Raw genomic sequence first — 22,456 nt, forward strand, 5'->3', positions numbered from 1 at the left:
TTTGTTATGATAGAAACTGTCTTACTTAAAGAAATAGAGGTTTAATTATGAAAACAGCTATCTATCAAAAACAAACTATTGATCTGGCGAAACTAGCGCGTGATCAATTTCAAAAAATATATCTTGCCGGAAAAAATGATGAGCTCAGATGCTCTGTCTGTAATGAGAAGGTGCGCTTGTTTCTTGGGATTCAGAACAACCCACATTTTTTTCATGTTCACTCGCCAGAAAAACAGTGTTCGGAACCAATTACTCCCGCCGTCAACGTGGAAGAAGAACAACACTACATCGAGAGAAACGGATTTAAGATCCCGCAAGGCAGAACCATTACAGCGACCCCAATAGATTTAGAACTCTTCAAACCCGCAAAACACATTGAATACACTGTCCCGTTTAAACAAGCATTTGGAGAAATTCATCAAGAATATCCACCCTATTTACAGCAGCTTGCTGAAAATGGAACTATCCTTGATCAAAGTCAGGCGGCAGCTGTCATGGAAACGGAGGGCTCGTTATTAGTCCTGGCAGGTGCTGGGAGCGGCAAGACACGGGTGCTTACGGCACGGACAGCCTATATGCTTAATGAGAAAGATGTTGATCCTGGTTCTATCATGCTTGTCACCTTTACATCAAAGGCCGCCACTGAAATGAAGAACCGTTTGCTGTCGTATCCGAATATGAAAAGAGAGAAAATCAATCGGATTGTAACCGGCACATTTCACAGTATTTTCTATCGTATCCTTATGTTCCATGATGGAGGAAATTGGTCGTCTGACAAACTGCTGAAAAAGGAATGGCAGCGGGATAAAATTCTAAAGGCAGCCGGTAAAGAGCTTAACTTATCCGAAAAAGAATTTGCCTATGATTTAGTGATGCAACAAATTGGTTTCTGGAAAAACTCACTTCTGTTTCCAAATGAAGTGAAGCCCGCAACCGAATGGGAAGAAAAAGCCAAGTTTCTTTATCGAAAATATGAGGAATATAAACAACTTGAAGGACTGTTTGATTTTGACGATATGCTTGTCGGCTGTTTTCAGCTTTTGAGCACCACACCTGCCTTACTTGAACAATACCAGAATCGCTTTCACTACTTTTTAATCGATGAATTTCAGGATATAAACAAGGTTCAGTATGAACTCATTAAACTGCTTTCAGGAAAACATCGAAATGTTTGTGCTGTCGGTGATGACGATCAGGCAATTTACTCCTTCAGGGGAAGTGATCCAACCTATTTGCTTGAGTTTGAAAGAGACTTTCCATATGCCAAAATGGTTACCTTAGACCAAAATTACCGTTCTTCCCATGAAATTGTCGCAGCCGCCAATCAAATGATTGCTGCGAATAAGGTAAGAAGAATAAAGAAAATGAAGGCACAATTTTCTTCTGAAGTATTGCCGCTGTTATTTTTCCCTCATGATGAAGAGGAAGAGGCGACGATGATTGTAACTGACATACAGGAGCAGATTGCGAAGGGCGCTAACCCAGGTGATTTTGCGATTCTTTATCGAACAAATGCCGCCTCTCGTGCAGTATTTGAACGATTAGCGGGCTCGAACCTGCCATTTAAAATTGACCAAGACGCAGAAGCGTTTTATGATCGCTATATTGTTCGGAGTGCCCTTTCCTTTTTAAGGGCTAGCTTAAACGAGGATGACCCTCAGGCGCTAGCGGATATTTTACCATTATTATTTCTAAAACAAACGGTTCTTAAGGATATTAAAGCGGAAAGCATCCTCAAAGACTGCAGTTTTCTCGAGGCACTTTCACACTTGAAAACAGCGCACGCCTTTCAGGAGAAAAAGTTAAAAAAGGCCGTTGTGATAATCCGTGGTCTAAAACATTTATCCCCCATTTCAGCCATTGAAAAGATTGAAAAGGACATTGGGTTTCTTGATTTTCTGAAGAAACGAGGAAACGAGTCGAGTAAGCTTGAAAAAGGCTCTGATGATCTTAAGGATCTTAAAGTCGCAGCGAAGAGCTTTACTTCTATCGAGGCGTTATTAGTACACGCAGAGCATATGTCTGCTATGAACAAGGAAATTAAGAATTTAAGCAAGCATTTTACAGATGCAATCAGCCTCAGCACCATCCACAGGGCAAAAGGACTTGAATACCACACCGTTTATATGGTTGGCGCTGTAGACGGAAGCCTGCCGCATGATTTTGCTTTGGATGCTTATCGAAATGGCGATTTTACGGCTCTCGAAGAAGAAAGACGCTTATTTTATGTAGCGATGACCCGTGCCAAAGAGCAGCTTTATATCTCCGCACCAAGTAGCAGAAGAGGAAAAAAAGCAACCTGCTCTAGATTTTTAGCACCCATTAACAAAAAGAAGAAGGCCAATTCCTAAAAATTAGGATTGGTCTTCTTCATTTTGTTACTTTTTATTCATCATGTTTGCAATCGTATTAAAATCAAGCTGCTTCCCATCGTTAATGATGGATCTTACAATTTGGTCTTCCATTTCTTTACTGACCGGTTTATTGGCAATTTGAGACACTCTGCGAATCACACCACGAACCGTTTTTTCATCTTTAAAATTAGCATTTTGTAAGGAGTTTGCCAAATCAAAGATATCTTTCATATTAACGCCCGTTTTCTTTTCTATGTTTTTAAAGAAACCATTATCCATGTTCAAAACTCACACTCCTTCATAAACTACTTTATTGTATGAAGGAAGAAGAAAATTGTGAATAAAGGGGAAAGAAAGGGCTGGCCACTTTTTCTGGCCAACCCTTCCCATCCAAGCAAGCTTAGTATTTATTAATAGAAGCTTGCACCAACAATGATTAAAAGGATAAACAATACGACGATTAAAACAAAAGTTGAACCTCCGCCGTAGCCGTACCCACCGCCGTAGCCGTAGCCGCCATATCCACCAAAGCACATAGACTGTCACCTCACTTTACTAATCTCATTAATAAGATATGAAATGATTTAATAAAGTGTATAGGCATGACAACCTATTCCAAATGGATGAAAAAAAATGTACTTTTACCCTTTTGGTTTAAAAATAAGTGCCCCAATAAATCCAAATATGATGGCAGCAGAGATCCCTGAGCTTGTTACTTGGAACATCCCTGTTAATACACCAATAATTCCATGTGCCTGTGCATCCTGCATCGCTCCATGGACTAAAGCATTTCCAAAGCTGGTGATGGGAATACTCGCCCCAGCTCCGGCAAAATCCACTAATGGTTCATATAACCCGAATCCATCCAACACCGCTCCAATGACAACAAGCAAGCTTAAGGTATGACCCGGTGTTAGTTTTGCAACATCAAATAAAAGCTGTCCAATGACACAAATTAATCCGCCAATCACAAATGCCCAAAAGAACATTGCGAGCATTTACCTCACCCCTTTTCTTCATTCATCTCAATCGAAACCGCATGGGCAATACATGGAATGGATTCATTTTGCTGAAAACTGAGGGGCGATAATAATGCCCCCGTCGCTACAACTAATATTCGTTTATATGTACCCTTTTTCAACTGATTAAGAAGATGTCCATATAAAACAGTCGCCGAGCACCCCGCACCGCTTCCACCGGACTGAACCGGCTGATCATCTTTATACATTAATAAGCCACAATCCTGAAATTGTTTTCTTTGCAAATTTAAGCCGCTTTTGTTGAGTAATTCAAATGCCGTATCATGACCGACTCTCCCTAAATCGCCTGTAACGATTAAATCATAATGGGATGGATCCAATTGCATGTCGCGGAAATGAGCCATTATCGTATCGGCTGCTGCCGGCGCCATCGCACCGCCCATATTAAACGGGTCTGATAATCCCATATCAATAACCTTTCCGATGGTTGCCGAGGTTGTCACCGGGTGCTGTTTACCGAGTTCATTTGGCTGGACGAGGGCCACACCAGCCCCTGTAATCGTCCATTGCGCCGTTGGCGGCTTTTGGCCGCCATATTCAGTCGGATAACGGAACTGCTTTTCTACCGCAGCATTATGGCTGGAGGCACCTGTCAGAACGTATTTTGCTCCTTGGTAATTAACAACAAAGGATGAGAGTGCCAAACCCTCCATAGATGTGGAGCAAGCACCGAAAAGGCCAAAATAGGGAATCTGCATCGTTCTTGCCGCGAAGCTCGTTGGCGTTATTTGATTGATTAAGTCCCCGGCAAATAGAAATTGCACCTGCTCTTTTTGAATATTTCCCTTTTGTAATGCTATTTTTATCGCCTCTTCAAGCAATAAACGATGGGCCTTCTCGTAAGACTCTTTTCCCATCCATAAGTCTTCATAAAGTAAATCAAAATCATTTGCTAATTTGCCATTTGCCTCAAACGGCCCGCCAGTGACGCCTGTTGCTGTGATCATTGGCCGGTTTGCGAATACCCATGATTGATGCCCTCTTAGCAATTACAGCACCCCCCAAATGATGAGTAGTGTTTTAATCAAAGCAACTACAAACGCAGAGAATACACCGAAGAGGATCACCGAACCTGCCAGTTTAAACATATTCCCACCCACGCCCAAAACAAACCCTTCTGTCCGGTGTTCAATCGCAGCCGAGATTACAGCATTTCCAAAACCGGTTACAGGCACGGCACTTCCTGCACCTGCAAATTGCCCGATTCGGTCGTAAACGCCCCATCCAGTTAATAGCATCGAGAAAAAGACCATCGTTGCCACCGTCGGATTTCCAACACTCTGCTCTGTAAAATTAAAAAAATATATGTAAAAGTAACTGACTGCTTGGCCAATCGTGCAAATGAGACCGCCAACCAAAAATGCCTTGATGCAATTCTTCAGAACCGGTCTCTTTAACTCATGCTTTTGCTGCAGCTGTTGATAGTTCCGCTGCTGAGGGGTCATGTTTTGTTGCTGCTGCTTGTTCGCCATCTTCATTCTCCCTTCCTTACTTTATGTCTTCAGTCATTTTGACGATTTCCTTAAAGCGTTTTTCGGCTTCATGCCTTGAAAACTTTTTGGAATGCATCTTCTCATCCAGCCTTAAGGTTTCAAGAAAAATTTTATAGTCGCTTGATACTGTAAATTCCTCTTTAGGAAATTTTTCATTCAACCTTTTGGTTACTCTCTTTTCGATCTTTTTCATTTTAAATCGGTGTAAATGCTTCACTTTATAAGCAACAAGAGTATCCTTTTTCCCCTTCACAACAGCGATATCGTAAAGTTCCGGAAAAGTACTTACAACCTCTTTAATCTCCTTCACCTTGTCGCTATTCTTTGTTTTATCCGTCATAAGAGGGGTGGGATTCGTTGTCTTCATTAATGCTAGTTGACTATCCTTTTCTTGTTGCTTACCGTTACAGGCTCCTAATACAAATAAACAAGTGAGCAAAATCAATCCATATCTAGTGACCATTTTATCCCTTTCCTTGTTCGATTTTTTTAAAAGATACATTACTATGTAGTTTTTTCGACATTGGCGGAAATTATGACTGGATAGCAAACTTTTGTGATTCATCGCTAATTCATTAAAAAAACTGCCGGATTACCAGCAGTTCTTCCCTTACTTGGATGTTTTTTTACCGCACCCGCAGCCTTTTTTTCTCTTTGTGTTTGACGATTGGATCGTTTTTGTTTGCTTATTCTGCTTTTTGTTGTTCATCTTTCCACTCTCCCCTCAAATTCATTTCCTACTAGTTAGAATATGAAACGAATAAATGTCTTGTCTCAGCGAAAGAATTAATTTTTAGATAAAATATTGTACGAATACTTCTACGATTGAAGCCAAACCGGCAACCGCTAATATAAGTATGATTGGTGTAGAAACGACTGGGGATATATAATAAAACGTTACTATGAGGGCTGCCGCCCATATTCCTGTACACCAGTAACAGCTGAGGAGTTCACCCATAAATTTCTTAAATCCCGTTTTTTTAGGCAGATAATAAACGTCAATTTCCCCAACCTCATTCTCTTCCTCTACTTCATCGAAAAAAGGTTCGCGAATAAACTCGGTGATTTTATCGAAAACAAGTAATCTTGTTAGCCTAAAGCTCGATAGTGATAAAATAACGAAGGTTAAAAAGGTTATTTTCATCCCAAATTGATCCTTTCTTTATAAAATTAACCAAACATCCGCCTAATTTTGCCAAACAAGGCAATTGTCCGTAACCCAAAAGCGGTCTGTGAAATATGTTAGTAATGTAAGATATATCACGGAATAAGGAGGAAAAATAAATGGGTTGTGGAAATAATAATAACGATTTTCACACTGGTAACTGTGTGTGTGAAGTAGTTCGTGCCATTAAAGATATCCAAGATAATGCAGTAGAAGAAGAATGTGCAGAGTGTTCCAGTTGTTTTACAGAGCCTCTAGGATCAATGGTGTCACCGGCCAGAAGAGAGCCTGTTGATACACGGGTATTTGTTTTAAGTACTGCAGATGGGTCACCTTTTCATGCATTCTTAACTCACGAGGGCAATGCTTGTGTATCCATCTACTTCCGAGTAGAAGAGGTATTTGATAATTGCTGTGCTACACTTCGCGTGTTAGTGCCTGGACACCGCGATAACAGCGGACACTTTGCTCCAGTAAACCTTGTTTCAAGCAGCGACAAATGCTGTGTTGACCTCACAAAGGTTTGCCAGGTTGACAGATTCCGCGCTAGCAGAGATTGCATTACGGTAGACTTACGCTGCTTCTGTGCAGTTCAATGTATTGCTGACGTAAATCTAGGATTATGTGACTAAGAAAGATAACTATTGAAATGAGCCAGTCGGTAATTCGGCTGGCTTCTTTACTTCTCATATTTACACTTTTTTAATCCCAATCATTAAGACATCCTTTACTTCCTCGAGTGGGATGGTTTTCGACGTTTGATCATGAAATTTTATGGTTACCTGGTGCTGATCGTATTCTGATAGGTATCCTTGATAATTTCCTTCAACTGTATAAAAGTTGCACGGGACGGGAGGGAGTACTTTTGGAAAGTTGATTAGATAATCTAAGCGCTCGGTTAATTCCATTTCTTTAAAAGGTTTTACCCTTTTTAACGAAGCCCGTGATGTTCGTTGTTGATGTGCGGGTTTTGGAGTTTCTGATTTTGCTATTTCAATCGGTATTTTCTCTTGAAAAAGCTCTTTTTTTGCTAGAGAAATCTTCTTTTGGCTTTCAATTCCTGTCGGCACTGCTTCCTCTGGTGCTTCCTGCTCCTGCCTGTTTGTATATACTTCCTGCATGTTATGGTTTGTTGGAGTCCTTGAAAATGACTGATGGACATATAAAAGCGGACCCCTGCTCTTCATTTTCGACATGCATGGCACCTCCTATTGACGTAATTCCTACACATTATATGTATGCGAAATGCCTATACCCGTTCATAAGGATTTTCGCTTCGTTAAAAGAATACATAACAAAAGCCCGCTTATTTTAAGCGGACTTGGGTTCTTTTTATTATAGAATATGGTATCCGGAATCAACGTGAATGTTTTCGCCGGTAATACCGCGAGAAAGGTCACTGAAAAGGAATACAGCCGTGTCACCAACTTCTTCTGGTGAAGTAGTTCTCCGTAAAGGAGCTTTTTCTTCAATCTCATTTAAAATAGTGTTAAATTCTCCGATTGCTTTGGCAGACAAGGTGCGAATCGGCCCTGCAGAAATAGAATTCACACGAATTCCATATTTCCCAAGGTCAGCAGCTAAATAGCGGACACTGGCATCTAAAGATGCTTTTGCTACACCCATTACATTATAATTTGGAATAGCACGCTCGCCGCCTAAATAAGTTAAGGTCACAATACTGCCGCCTTCAGTCATTAAGGCTTTTGCTTCTTTTGCAACAGCAGTTAGAGAAAATGCGCTGATATTTTGCGCTAGCAGGAATCCATCCCTAGATGTGTTGACAAATTCGCCTTTTAGCTCCTCTGTTTTGGCAAAGGCAATGCAGTGTGCCAGCCCATGAATTGTTCCAACTGCCTCTTTTATTTCGACAAAACAAGTGGCAATGGCTTCATCACTTGTTACGTCACATGGAAGGACAAGTGTTCCTTCGGCTTCTAATGAATTGGCTAAATCACGAACACTGCTCTCGATTCTTTCACCCGCATACGTAAAAATTAATCTTGCTCCTGCATTATGCAGTGAACGAGCAATTCCCCATGCAATACTTCGTTTATTTGCCACACCCATTACAACATATGTTTTTCCAGCTAAAGAAAGATTCATCTTTAAAAGTCCTCCTACGATAATTACAAGATATTAGTACTTGGTACTAATTTTACACTAACTTCCTACAAATGAAAAGCATGTGATTTTTTAATAAAAACGTGTTAGCAAAATTCTAATTCTCTTTTCAACTCATCTACATATTCCTTCGAGCCAGTTACAATTAAGCGGTCATGCATCTGCAATTCTGTATCCCCATGTGGTACGATTGAATCCTTGCCCCTAAAAATCCGTACAATAATGATATCGCCCGTAAAGGGGAATTTTCGTAATGACATTTCCTCGAAATGAGGATTCTTCATCACAATTTCAAAAAGCCCTTCCTCCATGTTCGTAAGAATGTTAATTAAGGTTGGCGACTCAATTAACGCCCTAAGCAGCGTTTGCGATGACTTAAACGCAGAATACATTTCAATCTGATGCTCGCGCAAGCTTTGCTCCAAATCAGGACTTTCAATCCGGGCAATCACCCTTGGAACATGATTTTCTTTTGCAGCGATGGAAAGAGCCGCGTTTAATTTTTCATCACCCGTTGAAATGACCACAATCTCTGATTGGTAAACATTTGTTTTGGCAATGGAATCGAGTGAATAATCCGGGATTTCCACAATATCAAATAGCGAATTAGCAATCTGTTTTTCCGACTTTTCCATCTTTGGATGATAAAGAATCGGATCATAAAGACTTGTTTTTAACTCCCGCGATACTGGCAAGGTGACTTGATTGGCTCCCAAGAAAGCGATACTGACCTTTTTTCCTACAACTGCTTCTTTAGGGAACAGCTTTTTAAACACAATCGGGGTAAAAATCGATGTGATGACCGCAACCAAGATTAATGTTCCCTTCATATGTTCCGTAATTACCCCAATTCTCTCTCCAATCGTTGCTGCTGCAATAACCAGTGACAGCGTTGAAGTGAGTAAAAAACCTGAAGAAATAACTGTTTTTACATCATACCAAATTTTAAGAAGATAAACTGGCACAAGCTTTGATAATAATAGCCCGATCAGTAAGAGCGGGATTAACAGCAAAAGCTTCTTTTCACTGAATAGCGACCATACATCAAGATTCACCCCAACCATTACGAAAAAAATTGGAATTAAAAACCCATAGCCAAAGGAATCCAGCTTATGTACGAGCTCCTGGTTTGGGGATAATAAGGAGACCAGCACGCCCGCTAGAAAGGCTCCAAGAATATTTTCTGCGCCGACTGATTCAGATAGACCCACTAAGACAATAATTAGTGTGAAAACGGCTCTTGTGCCGATTTGGACAGTCCCGGTTGACAACGTCTCAATAAAGGTGCGATTCTTAAATCTTTTACCTACAAAATAAAGGGCGATCCCGGCAGCAAACAAAATTAACAGTAACCATGTATTTCCGTGCCCTGCTTCATATAACGACACAAAAATAGCAAGCAAAATCATCGTGACTAAATCAGCAATAACGGCAATCAGTAAAATGATTTGACCGATGACAGTCTTCATTAGGTGAGCCTCCTTTAAGGTCGGCACAACCACTCCTAATGAGATCGTGGAAATGATAAGTGTCATTAAAAAGGCATTATCGATAAAACCGGCGATGACAAACAAATAGGAAAGTCCAAGGGAAAAAATAAAGATCCCGGTAAAGATGATGGTGGCAACAACAAAGGTATTAGGTTCTTTTTTTCCATTTGGAAGAATTTCGCGCTTCTTGCTCCCCGTGAATGCCGTAAAGTCAATTTCGAGACCACTCAAAAACATGAGGAAGATAAAGCCAAGCGATGACAGGGTCGAGAGCCACACGTCCTGATGAACGATATCAAAGCCGCTTTTTCCGATAATAAGTCCCATAATGATTTCGGCAACGACCACCGGGATAAAATTTAATTTAAACCGGTGAAGGATAATTGGGGTTATAAATGCCATGGTGACAACAACGAGTAAGGAAATGACGGAAACATGTTGTTCCATTTTTGGTTTCACCTCTCATAAATAGAGATTCTGATTATAAAAACTAGCTTTATAACAAAAAGTAATGAATAGGAGGGTGCATTTCATGAAAATAGATATAATTGGTGATATTCATGGTTGTTTTAGTGAATTAAAAGAACTAACCATAAAGCTTGGCTACAGATGGGAAAACGGAATTCCCAGCCATCAAGAAAATAGGGTGCTTGGTTTTGTTGGTGACTTATCTGACAGGGGGGCCGCATCCTTAAAAGTGATTGAGCTTGTTTGGGAGCTGGTAATCCAGCGTAATCAGGCATACTACGCGCCAGGAAATCATTGCAATAAGCTATACCGCTTCTTTCTCGGGAACAAAGTCCAGATTAGCCACGGTCTCGAAACAACTGTCGCAGAGTATGAATCATTATATAAAAATGAAAGGGAATCCATTCGTAAAAAATTTATCGAGCTTTATGAAAAGGCACCATTATATGTAGTACTAGACAATCATAAGCTCATTATTGCACATGCAGGAATTAAGGAAGACTTGATTGGTAAGAAACATGCAAAGGTCAAAGAATTTGTGCTTTACGGCGATATCACTGGTGAAAAACATCCTGACGGTTCACCCGTCAGACGAGATTGGGCGAAAACCTATCACGGAGATGCCTGTATTGTTTACGGGCATACTCCGGTAAAGGAACCCCGAATACTCAACCATACATACAACATTGATACCGGCGCCGTATTTGGCGGAAAGCTTACCGCATTAAGGTACCCAGAAATGGAACTTTTCTCCGTTCCTTCAACAATGCCATATGTCGAAGAAAAATTTAAAGACTTTGATTGAAATAGCTTTCTTTTCACAAATATTTAAGGATATTCTATCAATTTATCGAGGTATTCTACAAATAATAAGCCTAATTCAACAAAATTCAGAAGCTATTCAACAATTTTAAGGGTATATTCAACATTTAAGGCGCATATTCAACAAAAATAGAGGCGATCTTTATGAAAGCGGATCAGCCTCTAAAATATCACACATATCCTGCGGCATCTGTGCTTCAAAGGTCATTTCCTCACCAAGGAATGGATGTTTAAATTTGATTTTTCGGCAATGAAGAGCCTGCCGATTCATGATCGTTAGGTCTCCTCCATATAAATCATCCCCAAGCAATGGATGACCTAGATAGGACATATGCACCCTAATTTGATGGGTTCGACCCGTTTCAAGCTGCAGCTCCAAATGTGTAAATGTTCGATATCCCCTGATTATCCGATAATGTGTACAGGCGTATTGCCCGTCATCACGGACTTCTCTTTCAATGATACTGTCCTCTTTACGCCCAATCGGTTCTACAATTGTACCACTTTCTTCAGCAAGCGAACCAGCTGCAAAAGCCTCATATGTTCTTTTTACCTGCCCGCTCTGCTGCATTTTGCTAAACAAATGATGCACGTGACGATGCTTAGCTATTAAAACAATCCCCGAAGTATCACGGTCAAGCCGGGTAACGATGTGAGACGTTGCCTCAAGCCCGATGTGCTGATAATAGCCGACAAGTGCATGGGCAAGACTGCTCGAAGGGTGTTCCCTTGAGGGAATCGTATTCATACCGGCGGGTTTGCAAACCACAAGTAGATACTCGTCTTCAAACAGAATCGTTAACGGAATATCCTCACCCTGAACCCCAACGCTAGGAAGTTCCGCAGGAAAAATCACCGTCAGTACATCGCCAGCCCTTAGCTTGTAACGGACATTTACTTCTTCTTTATTTACCTGGATACTTCCGCCCTTAAACTTGATATCCGTTAGGGCTGTACGGGAGATCTCCTCATTTTTTAAAAATTCCTTTATTAACAAGCCGGCTTGTTCGTTTTCAATTACCCAATTCAATGTAAATCGAGAAGTCATCATAAATGTACCTGCGCTTAATCAGAAATAAACGAATCATGAACTCTTTTCCAGAAAGGAAATGGACGGAAGCGGGCAAAGCGGATTTTTTCCTCTGGCACCCTAAATTGAATCGATTTGACATCTTTATGGAGCAATGTCAGATGATCAACTGTCACCTGGAAATCAGAGCGGTTAACAGGTTTCAGCATGCAGTTATGATGTGCCGGCAGAATCAGCGGTGAGCCCACTGTTCTAAACACCTTATTATTAATTGAAGCCATTTCCGCGACTTGGAGGGCCGAAATCGATGGATGGATAATCGCCCCGCCAAGCGCCTTATTATAAGCAGTACTGCCTGAAGGTGTAGAAACGCAGAGACCATCACCACGGAACCGTTCAAAATGCTGTCCGCGAATTTCTACATCCATGACAAGAGTCCCCTCAACACTTTTAACCGTCGACTCGTTAAGAGCCAAATACCTCGATTCCTTGCCGCCATGGGAGTAACGGATAATCACTTCAAGCAATGGGTATTCGACGACCTGGTAAGGAGTTTTCGCAATCGCAATCACTAGCTTTTCAATTTCATCCGGAATCCAGTCAGCATAAAAACCAAGGTGTCCTGTATGGATTCCGACAAATGCCGTTTTACTCAAGCGGCTGCTATAGCGGTGAAAAGCGTAGAGTAATGTGCCGTCACCGCCAATAGAAACAACTATATCGGGTTGATCCTCGTCATATATAAGATCAAAATCAAGTAAATACGTCCTCATTTTGTGCATCAAAATATTTGATTTTTGATCTCCTTTTGATGTAATCGCAAATTTCATAATCTTATACTCCTTATACAGAATGGTCTTCAAACCATGGTCTTGCCACTAGTGTTTTTCCTCTTGCTTCAACTCTTTTTTTCTTGTAAAAAAAGCTTGGGCCTCCTGGATTTCCCCGCGGATTAATGACATTTCTTCATCAAGCCGAAAGGCGGCTTCCGATGCTCGTTGCAGTCTCATCCGAATATCTGATGGAAATGCCCCTTTATACTTATAGTTTAGTGAATGTTCAATGGTTGCCCAAAAATTCATGGCGAGCGTCCTGATTTGAATCTCGGCAAGAATTTTCTTTTCTCCGTGGATGGTTTGAACAGGGTATTGAATCACCACATGGTATGAACGGTACCCGCTCGTCTTTTTATGGGATATATAATCTCGTTCTTCCACGATTTCCAAATCATTGCGGTTTCTTAAGAGATTGACAACCGTATGAATATCATCGACAAACTGACACATAATTCGCATCCCTGCAATATCCTGCATTTCTTCTTCCAAACTCTCGAGCGGAATCCCCTTTTGATTGGCTTTATCGAGAATACTTGCGATTGGTTTCACACGGCCTGTCACAAATTCAATTGGTGAATGAGAGGAGTCTAGTTCAAATTGTCCCCTCATCCCCTTTAATTTTATTTTCAGCTCTGAAACAGCTTGTTTATATGGGGCTAAAAATTGATCCCAATGCTTCATAATTCCACCTCAAGTTTAGAAAATCTCCTCTACTTTAGTAACCATTTCGTTTCCATAGTTACTATTACCTTTAATATTGCTTATTACATATTCTAATTCATCATGAAAATTGGTTAGTTCAATCTGTTCTCCCTCAAATGAAAGGCATACAGGGAACTCCTGCTCATTTGCTGCCTTGAGGCTAGGCCAGAAAACTTCCGGCAGAACTACATATGTATAATCTTCTTGGTTCTCCATTAAGTAAATAAATGAATAATGGTCAGAATCTACGAGAATCTGCTCACCCGGAACTAATCCGTTTATCGGTTCATTACTTTCTAATAAAAGTTTGCTTTCTTTATTGTTTGCTTTTAAGATTGTTATTCTTTTCTGCATCCTTTTTCCCTCCATCTTTCACCATCCCATTTTAGCATATTTCACCCATTTCTCCCAAGGATTGCGGTTGAAATCCTTCAAGTAGACAGGTAACCACATTCATAGGTATGATTAACTAACACCGCCCGCGAAAGGATGACAAAGGGATGTCACAAAATATTGAAATTGAATTTAAAAATATGCTGACACACATTGAATATGAAAGGTTACTGAAGGCCTTCAATATTGATAAAAGTCAGATTTTCTCCCAGGAAAACCACTACTTTGATACAGTAGATTTTGCTTTAAAAAGCACTGGTGCTGCTTTAAGAATCCGAAAAAAAGCTGATGCTTTCGAGATGACTTTAAAGCAGCCTGCTGCAGTAGGCCTACTTGAAACTAATCAAAAAATAAGTGAAAACCAAGCCTGCAACTCCATCAAACTTGGGAAGCTGCCTAGTGGAGAAATTCAACAGTTAATCGAAGATCAGAAAATCTCTTTTTCAAAGATCCAGTATTTTGGGTTGCTGACTACAAATAGAGCAGAAGTTGAATACAAAAATGGATTACTTGTTCTCGACCATAGTTCCTATCTAACGAAAGAAGATTATGAACTAGAATACGAAGTTGAAAACTATTCAGAAGGGCTGAAAGTCTTTAAAGAGCTCCTAGCTCAATTTATGATTCCCGAACGGAAAACGGATAATAAAATTCGCCGCTTTTATCAGCAAAAATATTCTCAGTCTGACTCAAGCCATTGTTAAGCAAAGTATTTTTTACCATCTGATAAATTTCTCCAGTTAATACTAAGAAAACAACCCATTGTAAACATTAATAACGTGTATAGGCTGAAAATTACCCTTTTCAAGGCAATTCATTTGAGATATGAAATAGGCATTGATAAAATATGAGTACAAAAGACTTAAAGGAGTTGTCAACTTGATGGAAAAAAAGCTTACACCTTTTGAGGCCATAGGTGAAGATACATTAAACAGACTTGTCGACGCATTTTATGGCCTTGTTGCACAACATCCTGATCTAGCTCCAATATTCCCAAATCAATTTACTGAAATCGCACGAAAACAAAAGCAATTCATGACACAATATTTAGGCGGGCCGCCGCTTTATACAGAGGAGCATGGTCATCCAATGATGCGTGCACGTCATTTGCCATTTCCGGTTACACCAACTCGGGCTACAGCATGGTTAGCCTGTATGAAACAGGCAATGGATCAGATTAACTTACAAGGCTCCCTTAGGGATGAATTTTACTATCGGCTTACACTGACAGCGCAGCATATGATTAACACGCCAGATGAAGGCGAGATACAAGGTGAAAATTGTGAGTAATGCTAAATTGCCGGGCTCGAAGAACCGTTGCAGCGGCAGTGATAAAAAACCTATTGAAATTTATATGTTTATCGATCCATTATGTCCCGAATGCTGGGCATTAGAGCCAATCCTGAAGAAACTGCATATTGAGTATGGAAGGTATTTTTCAATTAAGCATGTATTAAGCGGGCGTTTGGCCGATTTAAATTTGAGTAAAAAAAAGAACTATGAAAATATCGCTCAATCTTGGGAAAAGACGGCAAGCAGAACGGGTATGTCATGCGATGGGAGCCTATGGTTAGAAAATCCTGTGGACAATCCCTATACTGTCTCCATTGCCTTAAAAGCTGCTGAATTACAGGGGAGACGCGCTGGTCTGCGTTTTCTTCGCAGAATTCAAGAAATGTTATTTTTAGAAAAAAAGAATACTTCTAATCTTGAGGTGTTAAAGGGTTGTGCGGACAGTTCAGGTTTAGATGTTGAGGAATTCATGGCAGATATTCATTCCGACAGCGCTGCGAAAGCCTTTCAATGTGATTTGAAAATCACTTCCGAAATGGATGTGAATGAAATTCCTACCCTTGTCTTTTTTAATGAAAATATCGAGGATGAAGGCATCAAAATTACCGGTTCCTATCCGTATGAAGTGTATGTCCAAATATTAGAAGAAATGTTATCGGAAAAGCCAGTCCAATCTCCTCCTCCACCGTTAGAGTCTTTTATGAAGTTTTTTAAATTTGTTGCTTCAAAGGAAATTGCCGTTGTCTATAATATGTCAGTTTCACAAATTGAACGGGAAATGAAAAAGCTGCTTCTAAAACAAGTAGTGGAGCAAATTCCCGCAAAGTACGGAACATTTTGGAGATATATTGAAGAATCTAATGTCGATCCATCATGATCCGGCATTTTTTCTATGGTTGGAAAATAAAAACGCCTTGCAGTTTTTCCGAACTGCAAGGCATTCTCTATTAATACGAACAAAGGGGATGGGAGAAATTTTTCACGGTCAAACAAAGGGGTATATGTTTGTAGTGATCAACTTCACGCATTAAATATACCATGCGCTTTAAAGGGCTGACAATAAGTATGTGCTTTATTTCACATAATTGTCAAAAAGTCATATAATCATTAGATGGACAATAGACTTAGTAGTGAATATCCTTGTAAAGGTGGAATTCACTGTGGGTAAAATTCCCTTTTTCCTAATCATTCTTTTTATATTGTTTGCTTTTTTCCTCCACATACTTGCTTTACTAAAGATTTTCCCGTTATTGCTCAGTACACCCATTTTGTTTATTTCCATTTTAATCTTCCTGCTATATCTTAATAATCGTAAACGATTTAGAGGGTTTTAAAAGGGATGGCTGCTTATTTCGGCACCATCCCTTTTAAAATCCCTTATGAAAGCAATTGCTCTAATTCGTTTAATTTTTCTTCGAACACCTTACATGCATTCTTAATTGGATCAGCGCTCGTCATGTCGACTCCTGCTTTTTTGAGTACTTCAATCGGGTAATCAGAGCTTCCGGCACTAAGGAACTGTTCAATATAGCGTTTAACCGCTGGCTCTCCTTCATCCAATATCTGCTTGCTTAATGCAGTCGCGGCACTGAAGCCTGTGGCGTACTGGTACACATAATAATTATAATAGAAATGCGGAATTCTTGCCCATTCTAAGCCAATTTCCTCATCAATGATAATATCCTCTTCCCCGAAATATTTCTTGTTCAATGCATAATAGGCTTCGGTTAAAGCGTCAGCTGTTAGTGCTTCATTATTTTGTGCCTTTTGATGAATCAAATGCTCAAATTCCGCAAACATTGTTTGACGGAAGACGGTGCCTCTAAAGCCCTCTAAATAATGATTAAGCAGGTAAATTCGCTTCTGCTCATCATCAATCGTTTTTAACAAATAATCATTTAACAATGCTTCATTACATGTAGAAGCTACCTCAGCAACGAAGATTGAGTAGTTTCCGTACGGATATGGCTGTGATTTCCGCGTATAGTAGCTATGGACGGAATGGCCAAATTCATGTGCCAAGGTGAATAAATTGTTTACGTTATCCTGCCAATTCATCAGGATATACGGATGTGTGCCATATGCTCCGGAAGAGTAAGCACCGCTGCGCTTGCCTTTATTCTCATGGACATCGACCCAGCGATTCTCAAAGCCTTCTTTTAGAATCTTCGAATATTCCTCACCTAACGGGGCCAATCCTTTTATCACTAAATCCTGTGCCTCTTCATACTTAATTTCCATTTTTACATCTTTTACTAACGGTGTATACAGGTCATACATGTGAAGCTCTTCTAAACCTAAGATCTTTTTGCGGAGCTTTACATAGCGATGCAATAAATGAAGATTATCAGTAACAGTATTTACCAGGTTATCATAGACACTTTCAGGAATATTGTTGGCTGAAAGTGCCGCATGTCTTGCAGAATCATATTTTCTTACTCTTGCATTGAAGTTGTCTTTTTTTACATTACCGCTTAACGTACTTGAGAAGGTATTTTTAAAATCACCATACGCTTTATAAACGGCCTTAAACGCATCGTGGCGAACACGCTGGTCACTGCTTTCCAAGAAACGGCTGTAGCGTCCATGGGTAACTTCTACCTCTTCCCCATTCTCATCCTTAATCGTTGGAAACTTGATGTCAGCGTTGTTCAACATACCAAATGTGTTGCTGGATGCATCCATCACTTCGCTTGCTTCCGCTAATAAGGCTTCTTGCTCAGCACTAAGCACATGTGGTCTTTGCTGATTAATTTCTTCAATCGCATGTTCATAAAGCTTTAGCTCTTGTTTCTCATTCAGGAAACTCATCACCTTGCTTTCATCAATTGAAAGAATTTCCGGGACAATAAACGCCAGCTGACTCGCCGCCTGTGAGTAAAGATTTTTCATTCTGTCATCTAACCCCTGGTAAAAGGAGTTTGTGGTGTCTTGGTCATAACGCATGTGTGAGTATGTATAAAGCTTGCCAATCCGCTCTAACAATTGATCTTGGAATTGAAGAGCTTTATAAAGTGTTTCCGCATTCTCTCCCAATTTCCCTTCAAATTCCTTTATCCCAGAAATATGATTCTTTACCTCTTGAAACTCTTTTTCCCATTCCTGATCGTTTGCAAAAATATCTTCTAATTTCCATGTGTCTTCCACAGCGATGTCACTTCTCGCTGGGAGCGATTTAACAGCAGTTTCATTTGCCATGATCTAACCTCCATTCAAATTTTCAATATGTGAAAAGAATTCCCTACATAACTATATTCTCTTTTTACGTGCTATTTCCTTTTAAAAGATGTGAAATACAGTACCACTTCACTATATTATGCCCATTTGTTTATTTTCATTTATTCTTTGAGAGTAGCATGCTATTTTTTTGAAAAAAAAGCTGTTTTGCTTCCTCCCTTTCCCTATTCGACTTCGGGATAATTAGTTTCCGTTGCACTTGAAAAGCCATTTTTCCCTTTCGAGTCAAATTCCCCAGGGACTCCAAGGTTTGTAAATATTCAACTAAAGCAAGGATTGGACTGACATCACTTACCTGCGGCAAATGCCTTAATTTTATATCATTTCTACGAATTCTTTTATTAAAATGGCTGGTAATCTCCTGAATAGTTAGACCATCGTTGGGGTTTTTGTTGGCTAAAACATCAAGATATACATACGTCTGCCAAATAATTGGTGGAGTTTGAATAAGCATTGAGTGTGCTACAGGGAGACCAATTTCGGGAGGTAATAAGAAAAGATTTAGTCCACGGCTATAAATTTCACGGAGGAACTTTTTTTGCTCCGATTGTGGGTGGAGCGCCCAATTTAGAATAAATCTTTCATTTTCTGCGTTCCAGCTAGGAAGAGTAAACTGCATTTTATTTGCAGGTTCTAGCACGACATCTAATTCAATTTTATCAAGTGGAAAATAGGATTGGTTAACGAATGCATTTTTTATCGAGAAGGGTGTAATCGATTCTATTAATTGAAAAAGATGTTTTTCGGGGCAATAAGCTGGGATATAAAGAATTCCCGTTGATGAGCTTCGTAAAAATAAATAATGAAAATTGGATAGTGAGAGTGTGTCTTTCCTTATGGGGTGTATGTGGTTGCTAGCGATAATCCATAATGGGATATAATCATTTTCAATATAGGTTTTCGTCCTTTTCGAAAAAACCTTTTCCGGTAATGATGAGCATTGATACTCTAGCGCATATTTCTTTCCCTTATGCTTGAATAAAATGTCTGGGCGCTGCTGAATTTCTCGATCATAGTACTCTAATGCCGCAGGAACTTTTTGTCTGATAAGCCATTGAAAAAGCTGCCGTTTCCCTTCTAAATGTTCATAAGATTCATTTTTATAAATATCACGGCAACTGCTTCCCTGTTTATGTGCAAAGTGAAAAATCCGCTGGTCACCTAATTTTAGTACCACACTTTCACCACATATCGGGCAAACGAATTCTTCTTTACCTCTTATAGCTAATAGAGTTTCCTTTTTATAATCATACCCAAGACAAAGCTTTTTTCCAGTTTTTGTACTTGCTGTTAGCAATGAAGTTCCCCTCCTTTTTTACTTAACTAATTCGCCAAATTTCACCATATCCCTTCTCGTAAAAAAAGAAAATCCCGTCGAAATTCGACGAGATTTTCTTTCTCCATCTTATAACAATGGTGACAGCAACCGCGCTGTTGATTCTAGTAATCTAAAGCCAATATGCCGTTTTTGAAACGTCTTTAATTCTAACTCTTTCGCATATTCGAGATCATTTATATATTCTTCTACAAGCTTTTGTGTACTCTTTGTCCGAAACAAGAACGCATTTACCTCAAAATTCAAGTGAAAACTACGCATATCCATATTGGATGTCCCAATCGAGGCAAGTTCATCATCAACAATCACAATTTTACTATGCATAAAGCCCCGTTCATATTCATAAACTTTTACCCCTGCTTCAAGAAGCTCGGGGAAATAAGACCTGGACGCATGAAAGACAATTCGTTTATCAGGCCGATTCGGTACAAGCAGCCTCACATCAACCCCACTAAGTGCGGCAACTTTAATGGCTGAAAAAATATCTTCATCCGGAATAAAATAGGGAGAAGCAATCCAAACTGATTTTTTCGCAGAAGCAATCATCGAGAAAAAAATATTTTTTATGACGCTCCATTCATTATCAGGTCCGCCCGCAATCAGTTGAACGCCGCCATGACTTTTATGATCAATTTGTGGTGATAAGTATTCTGCTGTTAAAAAACTGTGGTTTGTCATATAATACCAATCCTGCAAAAAGATGAGCTGGAGGGTACGAACAGCTTCCCCTTTAAGCATTAAATGTGTATCACGCCAATAGCCTATATCCTTATTCCTTCCTAAATATTCATCGCCAATATTTAATCCGCCAACAAAGCCAATCGTTCCATCTATCACAATGATCTTGCGATGATTTCGGAAATTAAACTTATTATTTAAAAACGGCAGCTTTACGGGGCCAAATGAAACCGTTTCTATTCCGGCATTTCTAAGATCATTAATATAGGTCTTCGATAACTTCCATGAACCAACTGCATCAAACAAAAACCGAATCTTCACTCCCTGTTGCGCTTTTTCAATTAGAAGGTCTTTGATTTCCTGCCCAATATGGTCATGACGAACAATATAATATTCAAGGTGAATATGATGCCTAGCCCTTTTTAATTGTTCAATAATACGACGAAAGGTTTCTTCACCATTAGTTAAAACCTCTGTAGCGGTATCAAACGAAATTGGGCTGTTACCCAATTTTTGAGCCAAATTAAATAATCTCCCTTGATGTTCTCCCATTAAACGAAGCTTTTCCTCACTTCTGGGATCATCATCACCTTCAACGGTTAAAAAGGCTTGTTTGTCTAGAAAATATTTCTTTCTATACATTTTTTCTTTCCGATAACTCCGTCCAAATAATAGATAAAAGATAAAACCAATTAGGGGAAAGCTTCCTAACACCACTAACCATGTGATTGTTTGTGTTGGATGTCGATTTTCAAGGAAAATAACAAATCCGATAAAAATAACTGACATTGAAATCATCACGCTTAAGAATCCAAATATACCACTTTCCAATCGATCCCTAAAGAAAAACAGGAGCCCGGTTATTACCGCTAAAAATATGATCACCCTTACCGTGTTTTTCAAAGGACTCACCTGCCAAATTTTTCATAGTAGGAATAATATTAAAATACCGATTTCAAATATGAAATCGGTATTCTTATTAGCTAAAATATTTTCGCAACTCATCAAAAACATCATTAGAAATAATTTCTTTTCCATATTCATGTACGCGGTGAATCGTTAGTTGTGTTTCATACCCATATTCAAGTAGGACACTTAGTAGATCATCAATTTCATCTTCTTCAAATAAATCTTCCGGAAATTCTATATATAAATAATATCTTCCTTCAAAGTGATAAAGTTTTGTCACTAAATCATCTAACCCTGCTCGATTCGATAAACTGATGACATCTTCGAAATCTTTAAAAGCCAGCAGGAATTCCAAGGTTTCTTCCTCAAGCAACAGGTCGTCATCATCATCGGGATGATCTGGATTAAAATGCTGATCTAAGAGCTCTTCAATTTTACCATCTACAGGAATGTCTTTTAATTTATCAGTTGGAATAGGGAGCTCAAACTTTTGACCATCTTTTGAAAGTTGTGCTTTGGTAACAAGAACCTCTAAACCCTTATCTAGGGCTTGAACTTGTATCCAAAGTGGACCTTCGGCAACGAAATCCTCTTCACCATGAACCTCATCCATCATTTCCCAAAAGAGTTCTTCACTGCGTTCCCGATTGTACCAAATTTCCTCGCGATCAAAACCTCTTTCTTCAATATCACCGTAGGAAATGTAGAATTTCACAGTATTCTCATTAATGCGTTCAATCTCCATCATAACCTCTCCCTTCCATTTTCCATATTGAAGGGACTAAATACCCCCAAGCAGATCATTCAATGAAAAATTACCTCTAAAAAAGCAAATAATCTTGTACTTTCATTTTATGACAAAAGTACTAATAAGGGAAATAAAAAACGCAAAAATCTAAAAAACCATTATAATGCCTATTGGCTATTATTAAGATATTCTATATATTGTAGCAAAATGAATCCCAATCTACAAACTTTCTGCAATTAAGAAAAGCGGATGCGCCCTGGTCAGCGGCGTATGGCCTGGAGCGCTCCAACTGAGATAAAGGAACACGAAGAGCCGGAGGCGATTCGATGTTGACTTAT

Annotated in this window: 24 protein-coding genes; 6 read left to right on the plus strand and 18 right to left on the minus strand. The window is 39.5% G+C overall.

Annotation, left to right across the window (positions count from 1 at the left end):
* Window positions 1-47 precede the first annotated feature (47 nt).
* The gene (locus BABA_RS11970; protein ID WP_007085453.1) at window positions 48-2,351 is read left to right on the plus strand and encodes an ATP-dependent helicase; all 2,304 of its coding nucleotides are present in this window, start codon (window positions 48-50) and stop codon (window positions 2,349-2,351) included.
* Window positions 2,352-2,378: 27 nt separating this feature from the next.
* Here BABA_RS11970 and spoVIF read toward each other — a convergent pair whose 3' ends face one another.
* The 7 genes from spoVIF to BABA_RS12005 form a co-directional block, all read right to left on the minus strand.
* Window positions 2,379-2,633, minus strand: a complete 255-nt coding sequence (gene spoVIF / locus BABA_RS11975) for a sporulation-specific transcription regulator SpoVIF (RefSeq protein ID WP_007085454.1) — start codon at window positions 2,631-2,633, stop codon at window positions 2,379-2,381.
* 131 nt (window positions 2,634-2,764) lie between these two features.
* The gene (locus BABA_RS26520; protein WP_040346111.1) at window positions 2,765-2,890 is read right to left on the minus strand and encodes a YjcZ family sporulation protein; all 126 of its coding nucleotides are present in this window, start codon (window positions 2,888-2,890) and stop codon (window positions 2,765-2,767) included.
* A 105-nt stretch (window positions 2,891-2,995) separates the two neighbouring features.
* Window positions 2,996-3,352 carry a stage V sporulation protein AE gene (gene spoVAE, locus BABA_RS11985; RefSeq protein ID WP_007085455.1) on the minus strand — a complete coding sequence of 119 codons (357 nt, stop codon included), beginning with the start codon at window positions 3,350-3,352 and terminating at the stop codon, window positions 2,996-2,998.
* Between the two features lie 5 nt (window positions 3,353-3,357).
* Window positions 3,358-4,383, minus strand: coding sequence for a stage V sporulation protein AD (spoVAD, locus tag BABA_RS11990; RefSeq protein ID WP_007085456.1), 1,026 nt, complete (start codon window positions 4,381-4,383; stop codon window positions 3,358-3,360).
* Entirely contained in the window at window positions 4,384-4,866 is a 483-nt protein-coding gene (spoVAC, locus tag BABA_RS11995) for a stage V sporulation protein AC (protein WP_007085457.1), read from the minus strand.
* A gap of 16 nt (window positions 4,867-4,882) precedes the next feature.
* Window positions 4,883-5,350, minus strand: coding sequence for a YhcN/YlaJ family sporulation lipoprotein (locus BABA_RS12000; RefSeq protein WP_007085458.1), 468 nt, complete (start codon window positions 5,348-5,350; stop codon window positions 4,883-4,885).
* Between the two features lie 330 nt (window positions 5,351-5,680).
* On the minus strand, window positions 5,681-6,031 hold the full coding sequence (locus BABA_RS12005) for a DUF1360 domain-containing protein (RefSeq protein ID WP_007085459.1): 351 nt from the start codon (window positions 6,029-6,031) through the stop codon (window positions 5,681-5,683).
* Between the two features lie 140 nt (window positions 6,032-6,171).
* On the opposite strand from BABA_RS12005, the gene BABA_RS12010 reads away from it, so the two are divergent.
* The gene (locus BABA_RS12010; RefSeq protein ID WP_007085460.1) at window positions 6,172-6,684 is read left to right on the plus strand and encodes a CotY/CotZ family spore coat protein; all 513 of its coding nucleotides are present in this window, start codon (window positions 6,172-6,174) and stop codon (window positions 6,682-6,684) included.
* A gap of 60 nt (window positions 6,685-6,744) precedes the next feature.
* Here the strand turns inward: BABA_RS12010 and BABA_RS12015 are convergent, their stop codons facing one another.
* From BABA_RS12015 to BABA_RS12025, 3 genes are all read right to left on the minus strand, one after another.
* A complete protein-coding gene (locus tag BABA_RS12015; RefSeq protein ID WP_007085461.1) occupies window positions 6,745-7,248 on the minus strand; it encodes a CotO family spore coat protein in 504 nt (167 codons plus the stop codon).
* 139 nt (window positions 7,249-7,387) lie between these two features.
* A complete protein-coding gene (gene fabI / locus BABA_RS12020; RefSeq protein ID WP_007085462.1) occupies window positions 7,388-8,158 on the minus strand; it encodes an enoyl-ACP reductase FabI in 771 nt (256 codons plus the stop codon).
* Window positions 8,159-8,262: 104 nt separating this feature from the next.
* A complete protein-coding gene (locus BABA_RS12025) occupies window positions 8,263-10,113 on the minus strand; it encodes a monovalent cation:proton antiporter family protein (RefSeq protein WP_007085463.1) in 1,851 nt (616 codons plus the stop codon).
* A gap of 85 nt (window positions 10,114-10,198) precedes the next feature.
* Between BABA_RS12025 and prpE the strand changes: the two genes are divergently transcribed.
* The gene (gene prpE, locus BABA_RS12030; RefSeq protein WP_007085464.1) at window positions 10,199-10,939 is read left to right on the plus strand and encodes a bis(5'-nucleosyl)-tetraphosphatase PrpE; all 741 of its coding nucleotides are present in this window, start codon (window positions 10,199-10,201) and stop codon (window positions 10,937-10,939) included.
* A gap of 159 nt (window positions 10,940-11,098) precedes the next feature.
* Here prpE and BABA_RS12035 read toward each other — a convergent pair whose 3' ends face one another.
* From BABA_RS12035 to BABA_RS12050, 4 genes are read right to left on the minus strand one after another with little or no spacing between them, the layout of a single operon-like run.
* Window positions 11,099-12,007, minus strand: coding sequence for an RluA family pseudouridine synthase (locus BABA_RS12035; RefSeq protein WP_007085465.1), 909 nt, complete (start codon window positions 12,005-12,007; stop codon window positions 11,099-11,101).
* 14 nt (window positions 12,008-12,021) lie between these two features.
* Entirely contained in the window at window positions 12,022-12,816 is a 795-nt protein-coding gene (locus tag BABA_RS12040) for an NAD kinase (RefSeq protein WP_007085466.1), read from the minus strand.
* 48 nt (window positions 12,817-12,864) lie between these two features.
* Window positions 12,865-13,503 carry a GTP diphosphokinase gene (gene yjbM / locus BABA_RS12045; RefSeq protein WP_007085467.1) on the minus strand — a complete coding sequence of 213 codons (639 nt, stop codon included), beginning with the start codon at window positions 13,501-13,503 and terminating at the stop codon, window positions 12,865-12,867.
* A gap of 15 nt (window positions 13,504-13,518) precedes the next feature.
* The gene (locus tag BABA_RS12050; protein WP_007085468.1) at window positions 13,519-13,878 is read right to left on the minus strand and encodes a UPF0738 family protein; all 360 of its coding nucleotides are present in this window, start codon (window positions 13,876-13,878) and stop codon (window positions 13,519-13,521) included.
* A 146-nt stretch (window positions 13,879-14,024) separates the two neighbouring features.
* Here BABA_RS12050 and BABA_RS12055 point away from each other — a divergent pair, with 146 nt between their 5' ends.
* From BABA_RS12055 to BABA_RS12065, 3 genes are all read left to right on the plus strand, one after another.
* Window positions 14,025-14,621 (plus strand): CYTH domain-containing protein, encoded by a 597-nt coding sequence (locus BABA_RS12055; RefSeq protein WP_007085469.1) that lies wholly within the window; start codon window positions 14,025-14,027, stop codon window positions 14,619-14,621.
* A 178-nt stretch (window positions 14,622-14,799) separates the two neighbouring features.
* A complete protein-coding gene (locus BABA_RS12060) occupies window positions 14,800-15,207 on the plus strand; it encodes a globin domain-containing protein (RefSeq protein ID WP_007085470.1) in 408 nt (135 codons plus the stop codon).
* A complete protein-coding gene (locus BABA_RS12065) occupies window positions 15,191-16,087 on the plus strand; it encodes a ClpXP adapter SpxH family protein (protein ID WP_007085471.1) in 897 nt (298 codons plus the stop codon). Before BABA_RS12060 ends, BABA_RS12065 begins: the two co-directional genes overlap by 17 nt.
* A 500-nt stretch (window positions 16,088-16,587) precedes the next feature.
* On the opposite strand, the gene pepF is transcribed toward BABA_RS12065, so the two are convergent.
* The 4 genes from pepF to mecA form a co-directional block, all read right to left on the minus strand.
* The gene (gene pepF / locus BABA_RS12075; RefSeq protein WP_007085473.1) at window positions 16,588-18,408 is read right to left on the minus strand and encodes an oligoendopeptidase F; all 1,821 of its coding nucleotides are present in this window, start codon (window positions 18,406-18,408) and stop codon (window positions 16,588-16,590) included.
* Window positions 18,409-18,544: 136 nt separating this feature from the next.
* Window positions 18,545-19,744 carry a competence protein CoiA gene (locus BABA_RS12080; protein ID WP_007085474.1) on the minus strand — a complete coding sequence of 400 codons (1,200 nt, stop codon included), beginning with the start codon at window positions 19,742-19,744 and terminating at the stop codon, window positions 18,545-18,547.
* Window positions 19,745-19,852: 108 nt separating this feature from the next.
* Window positions 19,853-21,364: a cardiolipin synthase gene (cls, locus tag BABA_RS12085; RefSeq protein ID WP_007085475.1), complete on the minus strand. Its 1,512-nt coding sequence runs from the start codon at window positions 21,362-21,364 to the stop codon at window positions 19,853-19,855.
* Between the two features lie 76 nt (window positions 21,365-21,440).
* Entirely contained in the window at window positions 21,441-22,115 is a 675-nt protein-coding gene (gene mecA, locus BABA_RS12090; protein ID WP_007085476.1) for an adaptor protein MecA, read from the minus strand.
* Window positions 22,116-22,456: the final 341 nt, after the last annotated feature.

Source organism: Neobacillus bataviensis LMG 21833 (assembly GCF_000307875.1).
GTDB lineage: Bacteria > Bacillota > Bacilli > Bacillales > Cytobacillaceae > Neobacillus > Neobacillus bataviensis.